10 protein-coding genes are annotated in these 15,463 nt (G+C 72.1%); 1 reads left to right on the forward strand and 9 read right to left on the reverse strand.

The window, feature by feature from the left end:
- Window positions 1–21: 21 nt before the first annotated feature.
- Complete coding sequence (gene rpoB / locus IF188_RS15590; RefSeq protein WP_191172729.1) at window positions 22–3,519, reverse strand: DNA-directed RNA polymerase subunit beta; 3,498 nt, start codon at window positions 3,517–3,519, stop codon at window positions 22–24.
- A gap of 303 nt (window positions 3,520–3,822) precedes the next feature.
- Window positions 3,823–4,173, reverse strand: a complete 351-nt coding sequence (locus IF188_RS15595; protein ID WP_191172730.1) for a hypothetical protein — start codon at window positions 4,171–4,173, stop codon at window positions 3,823–3,825.
- 205 nt (window positions 4,174–4,378) lie between these two features.
- On the opposite strand from IF188_RS15595, the gene IF188_RS15600 reads away from it, so the two are divergent.
- Window positions 4,379–7,006: an ATP-binding protein gene (locus IF188_RS15600; protein WP_191172731.1), complete on the forward strand. Its 2,628-nt coding sequence runs from the start codon at window positions 4,379–4,381 to the stop codon at window positions 7,004–7,006.
- Window positions 7,007–7,161: 155 nt separating this feature from the next.
- Here the strand turns inward: IF188_RS15600 and IF188_RS15605 are convergent, their stop codons facing one another.
- The 7 genes from IF188_RS15605 to IF188_RS15635 all read right to left on the reverse strand — a co-directional run bounded on the left by IF188_RS15605 (window position 7,162) and on the right by IF188_RS15635 (window position 15,386).
- On the reverse strand, window positions 7,162–8,793 hold the full coding sequence (locus tag IF188_RS15605; RefSeq protein WP_191172732.1) for a 5-oxoprolinase subunit B/C family protein: 1,632 nt from the start codon (window positions 8,791–8,793) through the stop codon (window positions 7,162–7,164).
- A complete protein-coding gene (pxpA, locus tag IF188_RS15610) occupies window positions 8,787–9,542 on the reverse strand; it encodes a 5-oxoprolinase subunit PxpA (protein WP_191172733.1) in 756 nt (251 codons plus the stop codon). The genes IF188_RS15605 and pxpA overlap by 7 nt, the downstream gene beginning before the upstream one ends.
- A 69-nt stretch (window positions 9,543–9,611) precedes the next feature.
- Window positions 9,612–10,640, reverse strand: coding sequence for a hypothetical protein (locus IF188_RS15615; RefSeq protein ID WP_224751982.1), 1,029 nt, complete (start codon window positions 10,638–10,640; stop codon window positions 9,612–9,614).
- Window positions 10,633–11,187: an RNA polymerase sigma factor gene (locus IF188_RS15620; protein WP_191172735.1), complete on the reverse strand. Its 555-nt coding sequence runs from the start codon at window positions 11,185–11,187 to the stop codon at window positions 10,633–10,635. Before IF188_RS15620 ends, IF188_RS15615 begins: the two co-directional genes overlap by 8 nt.
- Before the next feature lie 104 nt (window positions 11,188–11,291).
- Entirely contained in the window at window positions 11,292–13,253 is a 1,962-nt protein-coding gene (locus IF188_RS15625; protein ID WP_191172736.1) for an ABC transporter ATP-binding protein/permease, read from the reverse strand.
- Window positions 13,250–14,458 (reverse strand): peptidoglycan-binding domain-containing protein, encoded by a 1,209-nt coding sequence (locus tag IF188_RS15630; protein WP_191172737.1) that lies wholly within the window; start codon window positions 14,456–14,458, stop codon window positions 13,250–13,252. The genes IF188_RS15625 and IF188_RS15630 overlap by 4 nt, the downstream gene beginning before the upstream one ends.
- Before the next feature lies 1 nt (window position 14,459).
- Window positions 14,460–15,386: a hypothetical protein gene (locus IF188_RS15635; protein WP_191172738.1), complete on the reverse strand. Its 927-nt coding sequence runs from the start codon at window positions 15,384–15,386 to the stop codon at window positions 14,460–14,462.
- Window positions 15,387–15,463: the final 77 nt, after the last annotated feature.

Consider the following 15,463-nt stretch of genomic DNA (forward strand, 5'->3'; position numbering starts at 1 on the left):
TTCGTTCGTTACCTGGCGCGCTTAGATCTCGTCGATCGACGAGGACTCGAAGCGGCTGGAGATGTTGATGCCGAGCTCCTCCGCAGCGCGGAAGGCGTCGTCGTCGGTGTCACGCAGGTTGACAGCCGTGCCGTCGGCCGAGAGCACCTCGACGTTCAGGCAGAGCGACTGCATCTCTTTCATGAGCACCTTGAACGACTCGGGGATGCCGGGCTCCTGGATGTTCTCGCCCTTGACGATCGCCTCGTAGACCTTGACGCGGCCGAGGATGTCGTCGGACTTGATCGTGAGGAGCTCCTGGAGCGCATACGCGGCGCCGTAGGCCTCGAGGGCCCACACCTCCATCTCACCGAAACGCTGACCGCCGAACTGCGCCTTACCACCGAGCGGCTGCTGGGTGATCATCGAGTACGGGCCCGTCGAGCGCGCGTGGATCTTGTCGTCGACGAGGTGGTGCAGCTTCAGGATGTACATGTAGCCGACCGAGATCGGAGCCGGGAACGGCTCGCCGGAGCGGCCGTCGAACAGCTGCGTCTTGCCCGTCGAGTCGATCAGGCGCACGCCGTCGCGGTTCGGGGTCGTCGAGTCGAGCAGACCCGCGATCTCGTCCTCGAAGGCGCCGTCGAACACCGGCGTGGCGACCTTGGTGCCGGCCGGAGCCTCGAACGCCTGCTCGGGCAGGTGCGCGGCCCACTCCGGGGTGCCCTCGACCTTCCAGCCCTGCTTGGCGATCCAGCCCAGGTGCAGCTCGAGCACCTGGCCGAAGTTCATTCGACCGGGGATGCCGAGCGGGTTGAGGATCACGTCGACCGGCGTGCCGTCGGCGAGGAAGGGCATGTCTTCGACCGGAAGGATCTTCGCGATGACGCCCTTGTTGCCGTGACGGCCGGCGAGCTTGTCGCCCTCGGTGATCTTGCGCTTCTGGGCGATGTAGACCACCACGCGGCGGTTGACGCCCGAGCCCAGCTCGTCGTCGCCGTCCTCGGCGTTGAACTCCTTGACGGCGATGATCGTGCCCTGCTCACCGTGGGGCACCTTCAGCGACGTGTCGCGGACCTCGCGGCTCTTCTCGTTGAAGATCGCACGGAGCAGACGCTCCTCGGCCGACAGCTCGGTCTCGCCCTTGGGCGTGACCTTGCCGACCAGGATGTCGCCGGGACGCACCTCGGCGCCGATGCGGATGATGCCGCGCTCGTCGAGGTCCTTCAGCAGGTCGGGGCTGACGTTGGGGAGGTCACGGGTGATCTCCTCCTTGCCGAGCTTCGTGTCGCGCGCGTCGACCTCGTACTCCTCGATGTGGATCGACGAGAGGGTGTCGTCCTTCACCAGGTTCTGGCTCAGGATGATGGCGTCCTCGAAGTTGTGGCCCTCCCACGTCATGAACGCGACGAGGAGGTTCTTGCCGAGCGCGAGCTCGCCGTTCTCGGTGGCGGGGCCGTCGGCGATGACCTCGCCGGCCTCGACACGCTCGCCGGCCGAGACGACCACGCGCTGGTTGTACGAGGTGCCCTGGTTCGAGCGGTCGAACTTGCGCAGGAAGTAGTCCTGCGTGCCGCCCTCGTCCAGCTGCACGGTGACGACGTCGGCCGAGACCTCGACCACGACACCGGGCTTCTGGGCGGTGACCACGTCACCGGCGTCGATGGCCGCGAAGCCCTCCATGCCCGTGCCGACCACCGGCGACTCCGAGCGGAGGAGCGGGACGGCCTGGCGCTGCATGTTCGCACCCATGAGGGCGCGGTTGGCGTCGTCGTGCTCGAGGAACGGGATGAGCGAGGTCGCGACCGACACCATCTGGCGCGGCGAGACGTCCATGTAGCCGATCTCGTCCGAGTGGAAGAGGTCGACCTCACCGCCGTTTCCGCGGCGGGCCAGGACGCGGTCCTGGGCGAAGCTGCCGTCCGACTTCAGCTCGACACCGGCCTGCGCGACGATGTAGTCGCTCTCTTCCGAGGCGGTCAGGTAGTCGATCTGGTCGGTGACCTTGCCCTCGACCACGCGACGGTACGGCGTCTCGATGAAGCCGAACGCGTTGATGCGGGCGAACGAGGCGAGCGAGCCGATCAGACCGATGTTCGGGCCTTCCGGCGTCTCGATCGGGCACATGCGGCCGTAGTGCGACGGGTGGACGTCGCGGACCTCGACGCCGGCGCGCTCACGCGACAGACCGCCGGGGCCCAGGGCCGACAGGCGGCGCTTGTGGGTCAGACCCGCGAGCGGGTTGTTCTGGTCCATGAACTGCGACAGCTGCGACGTGCCGAAGAACTCCTTGATCGCCGCCACGACGGGACGGACGTTGATCAGGGTCTGCGGCGTGATCGCCTCGATGTCCTGCGTGGTCATGCGCTCGCGGACGACGCGCTCCATGCGCGAAAGGCCGGTGCGGACCTGGTTCTGGATGAGCTCGCCGACCGCGCGGATGCGGCGGTTGCCGAAGTTGTCGATGTCGTCGACGTCCAGGCGGATCTCGGCCGGCTTGCCGCCGCGCACGCCGTCGAAGACGACGTCGCCGCGGTGCAGGCGCACCAGGTACTTGATCGTGGCGACGATGTCGTCGACCGTCAGCACCGAGTCGGTGAGCGGCTTGTCGAGACCGAGCTTGTGGTTGATCTTGTAGCGGCCGACCTTGGCGAGGTCGTAGCGCTTCGGGTTGAAGTAGAAGTTGTCGAGGAGCGCGCGGGCGGCCTCGGCGGCGACCTGCTCGCCCGGACGGAGCTTGCGGTAGATGTCGCGGAGCGCGTCCTCCTTGGTGAGGATCGTGTCCTTCGACAGCGTCTCTTCGATCGACTCGAAGCCGGCGAACTCGTTGAGGATGTCTTCCGACGTGAGGCCGAGCGCCTTCAGGAAGACGGTGACGGACTGCTTGCGCTTGCGGTCGATGCGCACGCCGACCTGGTCGCGCTTGTCGATCTCGAACTCGAGCCACGCACCGCGCGAGGGGATGACGCGCGCCGACACGATGTCCTTGTCGGAGGTCTTGTCGGGGGTCTTGTCGAAGTAGACGCCGGGCGAACGGACGAGCTGCGACACGACGACGCGCTCGGTGCCGTTGATGATGAACGTGCCCTTGTCGGTCTGGAGCGGGAAGTCGCCCATGAAGACCGTCTGGGTCTTGATCTCACCGGTCTGGTGGTTCATGAACTCGGCCTCGACGTACAGCGGGGCCGCGTAGGTCTTGCCGCGCTCCTTGCACTCCTCGATGGAGTACTTCTCGGGCTCGAGGTACGGGTTCGTGAACGAGAGCTGCATGGTCTCGCTCAGGTCCTCGATGGGCGAGATCTCTTCGAAGATCTCCTCGAGGCCGGAGACCTCGGGCACGTCGGTGCGACCGGCGGCCTTCGCCTCGGCGACGCGGGCCTTCCAGGCCTCGTTGCCGACGAGCCAGTCGAACGACTCGGTCTGCAGCGCGAGAAGGTCGGGGACCGTCAGCGTGTCGGAGATCTTGGCGAACGAGAGGCGGGAAGCTCCGCGTCCGTTCTTGGGGGTGGTGGGGTTGGATGCGTTGCTCGCAGCAGCCAAGGGGATTACCTCCGTGGGCCCGTGGGGCTCGTTTCCTTGTCGTCAGGTGGAGTGCTCTTCCTCCCCGAAAGCCCGCGCACCACGCCTCGCGACGAACGAGGGGGCGCAGGCACAGCCGACCACCATATGAGGGCAGGGGGAATCCAAGAGCGCAAAGACCTACTATACGTCGGCCGACGCGCCGTGTCCAGTCGAAATGTTGACGACTTTCGGATGCTGCGGTATAAGCCCGATTCTCGCAGGCTCCTCACAGCGAAAGGGCCGCCGCGCGGTGCGCGCGACGGCCCCGACGAGTCGTGCGGTCTACTCCCCCATGTTGCCGCGGCACGCCATGCCGGGGTTGAACCCCTCGACGAACTGCTTGGCGATGGGGTCGCTCTTGAACATGCCGAAGTTCTGCACGCCGTGGTAGCGGTCCTTGCCTCCGGGGCTCTGGTTGCCGCGCTGCGCGAAGACGTCGTCGCCCAGGCCCTCCGGGCCGGTCCCCTCGATGCTGTCCGCCGTGTCGAGCCCCGAGAACACGCACTCCGACGACGCGTGGTCCGGCGCGTGGACCTCGCCCCCGTTGCCGTTCACCTCTCCCGCGTTCGCCACGCCGGCCCCCGCGAACACCAGCCCCACTGCGAGTGCACAGCCCGCGACCAATCGCTTCATGCTTCCCCTGCTTCCCAGAAACGGGGGCGCCCCACGCGCCCCTCCCCGGCGCACAAGCTACGCCTGTGCGGCCCCGGCCGGAAGACCCCTCACGTGCCGGCGACCGCGCGGGCGGCGGCATCCACCCGCTCCATCGCCCCGGGCGGGATACATCGGTGTACCGAAACCCGTGGCGTGACAGGCCCGGCAGGGCCATGATGTGCACATGACTGGGGGACGATCCCCCGTGATCCGCACGCCCGACCAGCGGATCCGGGTGTTCGTGAGCTCGACCCTGCGCGAGCTCGCGGAGGAGCGTGAGGCGGTGAAGGCCGCCGTGGAGCGGCTGAGACTCGCGCCGGTGATGTTCGAGCTGGGGGCGCGTCCCCATCCGCCGAGGGAGCTGTACCGGTCGTATCTCGCGCAGAGCGACGTGTTCGTCGGCATCTACGGTGCGAGCTACGGCTGGGTGGCTCCCGGCGAGGACGTGTCGGGGCTCGAGGACGAGTACAACCTCGCTCCGCCGGGGATGCCGAAGCTCATCTACGTCAAGGAGGGCGACGGGCGCGACGAGCGGCTCGGTGCGCTCATCGCGCGCATCCAGGCCGACGACACCGCCGCGTATCTGCACTTCCGCTCGGCGGCCGACCTCGAGGATCAGGTGGCGTCGGATCTCGCGATGCTGCTCGCGGAGCGGTTCGACGAGTCGCGGATGGATGCCGGTCCCGACGAGCCGACCGGCTCGCTGGCGGGCCGCGTACCGGTGCCGTACACCGCGACCATCGGCCGCGATCATGACATCGCCGCCGTGCGCACCCTGCTCGCGCGCGGCGCCGACCGGGTCGTGAGCCTGGTCGGACCCGGCGGGATCGGCAAGAGCCGCCTCGCGATCGAGACCGCGCGGGCATGCGAGGAGCTCTTTCCCGACGGCGTGTACTTCGTGCTGCTGGAGGGGGTGCTCGAGCCGGGGCTGCTGCTGCCGACGATCGCCTACCACCTGGGCATTCGCGACAACGGCGAGGCGGCGCTCGAAGAGCGCATCGCGCACGCGCTGCAGGATCGTCGCGTGCTGCTGGTGCTCGACAACTTCGAGCAGATCGTGGATGCCGCACCCGTCCTCGTGCGGCTGTACACGGTGGCGCCGGCCGCGACGTTCCTGGTGACGAGCCGGATCGTGCTGCGCATCCGCGGCGAGCGCGTGTACGAGGTGCCGCCGCTGCCGACACCGCGCGACGACCTGCCCGCGAGCCTCGACCCCGCGACGCGGACCGCCGCGGTGGCGCTGTTCGTGGATCGCGCCAAGGCGATCGACCCCGGCTTCGACGTGACCCCCGGCAACGCCGCCGACCTCGCCGAGATCTGCCGTGCACTGGAGGGACTGCCGCTGGCGATCGAGCTCGCCGCCGCGAAGGTGCGGATCCTCAGTCCGGCCGGCATCGCCGAGCGGCTGGGGCAGAGCCTGCCGCTGCTGACGGCGGCGGTGCGCGACCTTCCCGAGCGGCATCGGACGATGCGGGCGACCATCGACTGGAGCGTGAGCCTGCTGCCCGAGGTGCAGCGCGACCTGCTCGAAGACCTCGGCGTGTTCGCGACGCGGTTCACACTCGACGCGGTCGAGGCGCTCGGGCACGGGCGCTCCTGGGACGGTCAGGCGATCGACGCCCTCGCCGCGCTGGTGGACGGCTCGCTCGTCAAGCAGTACGAGCTCGGCGGCCGCCGCGTGTTCTCGCTGCTGGCGATCGTGCGCGAGTACGCGCTCGGCCGCCTCAAGGAGCGCGGCGAGGCCGTGCGCGTGCGGCGTGCCCACGCCGACTACTACTGCGCGCTGGTGCGCCGCATCGCGCCCGATCTCGACGGTCCCGGGCAGGCCGAGGCCGTCGCGCGGCTCGGACTGGAGCTGCCGAACCTGCGCGCCGCGGTGCGGCACCTGGTGCACACCGACCGGCTGGACGACGCCGGCGACTTCGCGTGGAGCCTCCTCATCTACTGGTGGATCTCGGGCTTCTTCGCCGAGGTGCGGGTGTGGATGCTGGAGCTCCTGGAGAAGCAGCACGATGTGCCGATCACGCCGCACACGCGGGCCATCGGGTGGTTCTTCGCACTGTGGGGCGAGATGTGGCAGCGCCCATCGGAGCAGGTGGTGGCGGGCCTGGGCGAGTGCGTGCGACTGTTCACGGAGTCGGGCGACCCGGATGCCGCGGCCATGGCGCTGGCGGCACGCGCGACGGCGCGCGTGCAGTTCTCGGACCTCGACTCCGACAAGGCCGAGACCGAGCTGCGCGAGGCGGTGGTGCGGCTGCGCGAGCAGGGCAATGCGTGGGCCGAGGCGATCACCGAGGTCTCGCTCGGACGCCTGGCGTGGGTGCGGGGCGCCACCGACGACGCCCTCACGCACTTCGACCGGGCGACGGCGGTCGCTCAGGAGCACGGCGACCTCTTCACGACGTCGGTCGCCGGCAATCTGCGCTCGCGCCTGAATTTTCAGCTCGGGCACCTCGAGACCGCCGAGGACGAGTTCGTGCGCACGCTCGTGATGTCGGTGCGCCTGCACTACGACGAGGGCATCGCCTACGGACTCGAGGGCGTATGCGCGGTCGCTGCCGCGCACGGCGAGGCGTGGCGGGCGGCGGCGCTCGCGGTGGCGGCGGGCGAGATCCGCCGGCGCATCGGCATCTTCGACGTCGAGGCCTTCACGGTGCACACGCCGTACCTCGAGATCCTGCGCGGCCGCGACCCGGCGAGCGTCGCCGCGGGCGAGGCCGCCGGTGCCGAACTGTCGCTCGCCGAGGCGGTGCGGCTCGCTCTCCCGGACCACGAGCACGATGCCGTGGCCGCGATCCTGCAGGCCTGGTAGCGGGCTCGGGACGATCGGGCGGCCGCTCCTGGCGCACGCTCAACAGGTCAACCGCGCCTCCACATGACCTGCAGCGTGGGATTTCCGGCGGAAGCGCGGTTGACCTGTTGGCGGGGTGGGCGGAATCCGCGGCGGCAGAGCCGACGATGACGAGGTCAGGCGTGGCGGAAGCGGATGCGGGTGCCCGGGCGAGCCTGCGCGACGAGGTCGAGCGAGGTGTCGGTCAGCACCGCGATGACCGGGTAGCCGCCGGTCACCGGACCGTCGGCGAGCAGGATCGTCGGGCGGCCGGACGGCGGCACCTGGAGGGCGCCGGGCACCATGCCCTCGCTCGGCAGCTCGTCGGTGCGCGTGCGGGCGAGCTCCGGACCGTCCAGGCGCGCACCGACGCGGTCGGCGGCCCCCGAGACCGTCCACACCGCGTCGAACAGCGCGGTGCTCGCGGCGAACCAGTCGGCGCGCGGTCCCGGAGCGAGGGCGAGCTCGAGCTCGTCGTCGTGCGGGGCGCCCCACGACTGCGGCGGTGCGACCGGGATGGGCGTCGGCGGCGCGTCGCCCACGAGGACGCGATCGCCCGCCCGCAGCGCCGCCGGGCCGAGGCCGGCGAGCAGGTCGGTCGCCTTCGAGCCCAGCGCGTCCGGGGCGTCGATGCCGCCGCGCACCGCGAGGTACGCGCGCGCGCCATGCGCGAACCAGTCGAGGTGCAGTTCGGCACCGGCCGGCCACGCGTGCGCCTCGTACGGGTCGACCGCGTGCCCGTCAAGGCGCAGCGGACCCCACGCCCCGGCAACCGCGAACCACAGGTCCGCCTCGGCGACGGCACGCAGTCCGCCCATCGTCACCTCGATCGCGGCCCAGCCCTCGGGGTTGCCCACGAGCCGGTTGGCCGTGCGCAGCGCGGTGCGGTCGAGCGCCCCCGACACGGCCACGCCGATCGAGGCGGCGCCCGGCCGCCCCAGGTCCTGCACCGTGGACAGCAGCCCGGGCTCGATGACGCGCAGGGCCGCCCGGCTCGTTGGCGTGACGGCATCCTGCACGTGATCGCCATCCCCCTCGCCGAGATCTCCTGATCTCGCGAAGGCAGGACGATCCTGCGCAGAACGTCCTGCGTCGGCGATATCTCCTGATCTCGGCGACGGCAGAGGTGCCGAGCGCCCAGCATCTGCAGAGGGGCGGAACCTCACGCGAGCGCCGGGCGCCAGGAGAGCGGGCCCCGCCGCGGCCGGATCGAAGAGGGTGGCCGATGTCGTGCCGATCAGCCGCCAGCCGCCCGGGGTGTCACGCGGGTACGCGCCCGAGAAGACACCCGCGAGGCCGACGGAGCCGGCCGGCACGCGCGTGCGCGGCGACTCCAGCCGCGGCACGTCGTACGGCCAGTCCTCGCTGATCAGGTAGCCGAAGCCCGGCGCGAAGCCGGTGAACGCGACGCGCCACTCGGCCTCGGCGTGACGACGCGCGAGCTCATCGGCCGTCACGCCGAGAAGCCGTGCGGTGTCATCCAGGTCGGCGCCGTCGTAGTCGATGTCGAGCTCGACGAGCGGTCCCGCGGCGGCGGTGCCGGGCTTCGCGTCTGCGGCGGCGCGCAGCGCCCACGAGCGCGCGGCGGCCAGCGGCAGCGCCCGAGGATCCACGCGCACCAGCACGGTCCGGGCCGCGGGCACGAGGTCGGTGACGCCGTCGGGCCGGGTGGCGTCGAGCGCCGCATGCGCCGCCAGCACCTCATCGAGCCCGTCGACCTCGACGAGGAACGCGCGTTCGCCCATCGGCAGTGCCCGCGCGGTCACCACGGCGCCCGCACCTCCACGCCGGCGGCGTCCAGCGCGGTGCGCACGGCGCGGGCCATGGCCACCGCCGACGGCGAGTCGCCGTGCACGCACAGCGACGCGGCTTCGGCCGCGACCACCGCCCCGTCGACGGCCTCGACCACGCCGTCCAGGGCCAGCCGCACCGCCCGCGCCGCGACGAGCTCCGGGTCGTCGAGCAGCGCCCCCGGCCGGGTGCGGGGTACGAGACCGCCCTCGGGCAGGTAGCCGCGATCGAGGAACGCCTCGCGCACGAACGGAAGACCCGTGGATGCCGCCGACCGCTCGATCTCGCCCGGCAGGCCGAGCACGGGAAGCGGCCGGCCGAGACGGTCGGCGAGCGCGGCGACGGCGGAGACCACCGCGTCCGCCTGGGTGCGGTCGGAGATCACCGCGTGGTAGAGCGCACCGTGTGGCTTGACGTAGCGGATGTCGGCGCCGGCGGCGAGGAGTGAGGCGAGCTGCGCGGCGACGGCGGCGCCGAGGTCGGCAGGGTCCATCGTCATCGCCACGCGACCGAAGTTCGCGGGATCGGGGTACGAGGGGTGGGCGCCGACCGCCACCCCGAACCGCGCGGCCCGGGCCACCGCGTCGCGCATGGATGCGGCATCCCCCGCGTGTCCGCCGCACGCGACGTTCGCACTCGAGATCACCGCGAACATCGCCTCGTCGTCGGCGGTCGGCACCCCGTCGACGGTCTCGCCCAGGTCCGCGTTGAGGTCGATCGACGCCATGCCTCCACGGTACTGCGGCCGCGCCCGCCCCAGTCGGCGCCCGGATCAGGCGGGCCGACGCCGCGCCGCCTATCGCCGCAGCCAGACCGAGTATTCGATGACGGAGTCCTTCGGCACGTCGATGCGGCCCGAGTCTCCTCGATAGACGATGTCGGCCGCGATGATCTCACGCGAGTCCGCATCGAGTACGACGGTCGCCGAGAAGTCCGGCCGGTCGGTCGACGCCACCTGCAGCGCGATCCCCTCGCGCCCGAAGCGGTCGGTGACGTGACCGAGGACGCGGAGTCCGCCGGCGTCCCTCAGCAGCTCGAGCGCGGCCGCCTGCTGCGCCGGCGACAGGCTCCACTCGTCGCGCAGTGCGCTCACCGCGCCCCAGACGGCGAGCGCGTCGGCGTCCGGCGCGAGCCCGGTGCGCTCCGCGAAGTACGCCCGCAGTGCAGCGGGGTCTGCGGGCGGCTCGTCGGGGAAGTACCCGTAGCGTCCCGCCTCCGAGCGGGGGCCGACGATCGGCTGCCCCTCGGTCGGCGCGTCGCCGGCGGGGGCGACGATCCGCCCGTCGCTCGTCACCGAGTACGGGGCGCCCGCGGTCGCCTCGAGCTGTCCCGTGCCGTCGGAGTTCCACACCCAGCGCTGCCACTCCGGCACGATGACCGGATCGTCCGAGCCGTCCTCGCGCAGCGCCCACCGCACCACTTCGGCGTCGCGACCGGCGACGCGCTCGGGGGCAGAGCGCAGGACCGAGATGGATGCCGCCAGCACGTCGTCGATGCTCTGATCGAGGTGCTCGACGACCAGCAGCGGGGGCGTCTGCGCATACGCGGGCGCGGCGGTGAGGGACGCGATCCCCAGCGCGCCGGCGACGACGATCGCCACGACGGCCAGCGCGCCGCTCCAGCGCAGCGCCGGGCGGGCGGACGTGCGACGGGCCGCAGCGAACGCGGCTCGGAGCCGGTCGACGGGGCCGGCGCTCGTCCTCTGCGGAGAGGCCGCCATGATGGCGTGCAGCCGAGCCCTGTCGGCGGGGCCGGGAGTCGTGTCGAGCGGGGTGCGCGCGGGGTCGGCCGACCGCAGCAGCGCGTCGAACTCATCGTCAGTCAAGGGCATACGACACCACCCCTCCGTGTCCGGCCGGACGTGCCTCCGGCGGGACGCGATCCTGCGAGCCTGTGGGTTCGGCAGGCTCCTCCAGCAGGGCCCGCAGCGCCGCGCGCGCACGGCTGAGACGCTTCCAGGCAGCGGCGGTGCGGCATCCGATCGCCTCGGCGATCTCGTCGGCCGACAGTCCGTCCCAGTAGAACAGCTCGAGCACCTCGCGGTCGTCGTCCTTCAGTGCGGTCATCGCGACGCGAAGCTCGACGTGCGCGAAGGACTCGTCGGAGCGGGGGATCGCCGCGAGGGCCGCGAGCCCCGTCCGCTCGGTGTCGCGGCGACGGTAGGTGTCGCCGACGAGGTTGCGTGCCGTCTGCAGCAGCCACGGACGCCGGTAGGGCGCGGTCGGATCGAACCGGCGCCACGCGATCTCGAAGCAGTCCATGGTCAGCTCACGCGCGCGTTCGCGATCGTCGACACGTCGCTCGACATACCGCAGCACGGCGGCGTGATGTTCGGTGAAGAGCGCCTCGAAGGCGGCACGACGATCGTCCACCCGCCTCCCTTCGTTCCGCGCAGCGCCCGCACCGGCGCCGTCGTGATCAAGGTTGGACGGCGACCGGAATCCTGACCGCGGGATGCCGTCATCTTCTCAGGACCTCACTGTCGCAGCGCGTCGACAGGACTCACCCGCGCCGCGCGGACCGCGCCGACCGCCGAGGCCGCCGCTCCGACCAGCACTCCGCCGAGGATCGCGAGCGGCGCGAGGCGGACGTCGAACACCGGCACCCAGCGCTGGACGATCGTGAACGCCAGAATGCCGATCATCCCCGCGAACAGTCCGAGGATGCCGCCCACGGCGCCGACGATCGTGGACTCGACGACGACGAGGCTCGCGAGCTGGCCGGATCGTGCCCCCAGCGCACGACGCAGGCCGAGCTCGGCACGGCGGGCGGTGACGGCCGACCCGACACCGTTCATGAGCGTCAGCACCGCGACCAGCGCTGACACGACCGTGAACGCGACCAGCGCCGTCTGCACGCCCGCTTCGATCTCGGCCCGCAGCCCTCGCGGGTCGGTCGGCGCCTGCACCGAGAACCGGTCGGGGGCGAACGGGTCGAGCGCGGGCGGCAGCTGTGCGGCGATCTGCTGCGCCGCGCCCGGCTGCGCCAGCACGAGCAGCGTGCGCCGTCCCGGCTCCAGCCCGCCGGGGACGGCGCCGACGACGACCTCGCCCAAGAGCATCGGCGCGCGGCCGGATGACTCCAGGATGCCGCGCACGAGGTACGACTCCCCCGCGACGGTGATCACCGGGCCCGCCGCGAGCGGTCCGAGCTGCAGCTGTCCGGCCAGCGCTCTTCCGACGATCGCTTCGCCGTGGCCGAGTGCGCCGGGGCGGAGGCTGCCTGTGATGTCGGAGCCGGCGGCGCGGTCGGAGCCGGCGGGGTCCCGGTCGCCGGCGCCCCGGATCACCGCGTCCGCGGCGTCGGCGAGCGCGCCCGTCGCCTCGTGCACCGTCACCGCCCTGGGCTGGTCTCGCAGGTTCCCGACGGGCTGATCGGGATAGTCCGTCAACACCGCCGCCGCATCCACACCGGCGAGGCCCCCGGCGGCGCGGAGCTCGTCGGCCGCCGAGGGGTCGCCCGCCGCCTCCCACGTCGCCGCCACCTCGCGGTTCGCGTGCGCGTCGAACGTGGAGCTCACCTGAGCGCTCGTCGCGAACGTGATCCCCAGCGTCGACACGAGCAGCGCGATCGCCACGCCGACCGTCGCGGCCAGTGCCAGCGTCTGCCTCGAGCGTGAGAGAAGGGATGCCGCGGCATCCCGTATCACGTCGGTCACGCGAACCCGTGCCCGCCCGCGCGCCGTCGCAGCGCCCTCACCCTCGCCCCGCTCGGCCCGCCCCGGTCCGGACTCTCGCGCCGTCGCGGAGGCGCCCGCTCCTGCCGGCGCGCTGTCGACCACGCGTCCGTCGACGATGCGGACCACACGGTCGGCGGTCGCGGCGAGTTCGAGGGAGTGGGTGACGACGACCACGGTGACTCCGGCCGCGTTCAACCGGCGCAGCTCGGCCATCACCTGCTCGCCCGTGGCCGAGTCCAGGTTGCCGGTGGGCTCGTCGGCCAGCAGCACCGGCGAGCGGGTGGCGATCGCCCGCGCGATGGCCAGGCGCTGCCGCTGCCCGCCCGACAGCGTCGCGGTGCGCTGCGCGAGCCGGTCGCCGAGGCCGACGCGCCGCGCGGCGTCGCCGGCGCGAGTCGTCCGTTCCGAAGCGGCGACACCCTGGTAGAGCATGCCCAGCGCCACGCTGTCGAGCGCCGGTCGCTGTTCGAGCAGGTGGAAGCCCTGGAACACGAAGCCGAAGACCCGGGACCGCAGCGCCGCCAGCTCGGGGCCCTCACGCGTCGGCACCGGCTCACCGTCGAACAGATACGCCCCGGACGTCGGCGCATCGAGGCCGCCGAGGATCGACAGCAGCGTCGTCTTGCCTCCGCCCGACGGTCCCACGATCGCCACGAACTCGCCGCGCCCGATGGACAGGTCGACCCCGCGAAGCGCATGCACCTCGGCCGCGCCGCCCGCGAACGAGCGCGAGACGCCGCGCAGTTCGATGAGACTCACCGATCGACTCGCAGCAGCGCTCCCGGGCGCACGTCCCCCGTGATCGCGATCGTGCCGTCCAGCGCCGCGACGACGCCGACCTCGACGGTGCGGAACGAGCCGTCCTCCGTCTGCCGCAGCACCGTTCCCCGCGTCTCGGTCTGCTGCGCGAGCGCGGATGCCGGCACGAGCAGTGCATCGGTCGCCAGCGTCGCGACGTCCACGGTCACGGTCGCGCGTTCGCCGAGCCGGGTCGCCTCGATCGTCCCCGACGCCGGCACGACATCGGCCCACGCCATGACGCCGTCGCCCTCGCCCACTCCCGCCGCCGTCGGCGTCGCGTCGAACACCCGCGTCACGCGGCAGGGGAACGGCTCGTCAGCGGCCACACGGCATTCGAGATCCGCGCCGACGACCAGGGTGCCCGCCAGATCCGGCTCCACCATCAGCCGCAGCACGGCGTCCGGCGCCGCGAACGCGATCTCACCGCCCGTCGCGAGGTCGGCACCGACCGCGGGAGCCCCCGCGAGCACGGCCGGAAGAGCCGGCACGGCGACGGTCGCCGACAACGGAAGGTAGGGATGGGATGCTTCCGCCTCTGCTTCCCCGTCGGCTGCGGTGGCGGCATCCATCCCCTTCGCGTCAGGTCCGGCGTCCCGCCCGGCCGCGGGCTCCGCGGCCGACGGCGGGACGGGGTCGGGGCGCGTCGGCGCTGTCGCGCGCGCCTCGCGGTACAGCTCGGCGACGGCCCTGGCGGTCGCCGCGCCGAAGTTGCCGTCGGCGGCACCGAGCAGCCCGAGGCCGACGAGGTTCTGCTGCAGAGCGGTCACGTCAGGCCCGGAATCCCCGACGCCCAGGTCGCGGTAGAAGGGGAACGCCGAGGCGAAGGCGAACACCGGCTGCCCGTTGACGCGCAGCAGCACGGTGCCCGTCGCGACCGGGGCGCCGGGGGTGACCGGAGCCTCGGTCACGATGCTGCGCGGCGCCTCTGCGGCGGGGAGCACGGCGGCGACGAGCTGCGAGCTCGGCACGATCGACGCGCCGAGCGTCCGCTCGTCGACGAGATCGCCACGTAGCACCTCGGCGAGCACGGGCTGCGGCTCGGGAGCGGACGCCTGCGCCTGCCACTGCTCAGGCGAGGTGAAGGCGCCGGCCGCGAGCCAACCTCCGCCGACCAGCACGGTCGCGGTGACCGCGGCACCCGCGATCCAGATGACGCGCCGCATGTCAGTGCGCCGGTGCGTGCTCGGCGACCAGCGCGAGCATGGCGTCGCGCTGCGTGATCCAATCGTCACGCGCACGCACCAGCTCGTCGGCGTGCTGCGCGACGAGCTCGACCTGCGCGTCCCACATCGCCTGGTAGAAAGCGTCCATCCACCCCGAGCTTGCGCGGCACTCCGCATCGGCGACGGCCAGGTCGACCTCGGCCTGTGAGAGCGGGTTCTCCGGCCCGCCGTCCCCGGGCTGCCAGCGGGCGGGGACCCCCGTCTTCGCGAGCAGCTCTTCGCTCGGCATCCACTCGTCCAAGGTGAGCGGGGCCGCCAGGTCCACGGGGTAGCCCCGGTCCTGCAGGCACTGCTGCCAGGCGGCGCCGGTCTGCTCGACCTCGGGAGCCCGCATGGCGGCCTCCATCGACTCGTAGTACCAGCCAGCGAGCCGGTTGCGCCAGTCGTTCAGCCGCAGCGACGGCACCTGTTCGCGGGCCTCGTCGAGGCACGCCCCGAACAGCGGCTCGAAGCCCGGCGTCGAGGCCGCGATCGCGTTGAGCTTTGTCATGGTCTCGGCGCCCTCGGGGTCGGACCGCCCGGTGTTGGCGGGAGCGCGATACCCGTACTCGCGCGCGACCTCGGGGGTGAGCACCTGCATCCCCGACATGTTCGCGGTGGGCGGCAGATAGCTCGCATCGTCCGTGGGCTGCCACGGGATCGGCCAGTCGATGCCCTCCTCACCCATGCACTCGGCGACGAGCAGGTTCTCGGTGTAGTTCGGCAGCGCGTCGATCGTCGGGGCCCAGAACTCGTCGAGCGGCATCACCCAGTGCGCGACATCCTGCTCCGGCAGCTCGGGCGTCGCGACGGGCTGCGAGGCGCAGGCCGCGAGCGGCAGCGCCAGTGCGGCCACGGCGGCCACCGTGAGGGGGCGGATGCGGGTCATGTCGGCTCTCTTCCCGAGCCGGCGGCGGCTCTCACCGTCAAGGTTGCCGGGCCGCCGGCATCCTGACATCCACTCTC

The sequence above is a fragment of the Microbacterium helvum genome (assembly GCF_014779795.1).
Taxonomy (GTDB): domain Bacteria; phylum Actinomycetota; class Actinomycetes; order Actinomycetales; family Microbacteriaceae; genus Microbacterium; species Microbacterium helvum.

What these genes read in the sequence shown, in the direction of transcription:
- IF188_RS15600 (WP_191172731.1), top strand. Translation starts at nt 4,379, where the DNA reads ATGACTGGGGGACGATCCCCCGTGATCCGCACGCCCGACCAGCGGATC.
- pxpA (WP_191172733.1), bottom strand. Translation starts at nt 9,542, where the DNA reads ATGGCGTCGATCGACCTCAACGCGGACCTGGGCGAGACCGTCGACGGG.
- IF188_RS15595 (WP_191172730.1), bottom strand. Translation starts at nt 4,173, where the DNA reads ATGAAGCGATTGGTCGCGGGCTGTGCACTCGCAGTGGGGCTGGTGTTC.
- IF188_RS15635 (WP_191172738.1), bottom strand. Translation starts at nt 15,386, where the DNA reads ATGACCCGCATCCGCCCCCTCACGGTGGCCGCCGTGGCCGCACTGGCG.
- IF188_RS15630 (WP_191172737.1), bottom strand. Translation starts at nt 14,458, where the DNA reads ATGCGGCGCGTCATCTGGATCGCGGGTGCCGCGGTCACCGCGACCGTG.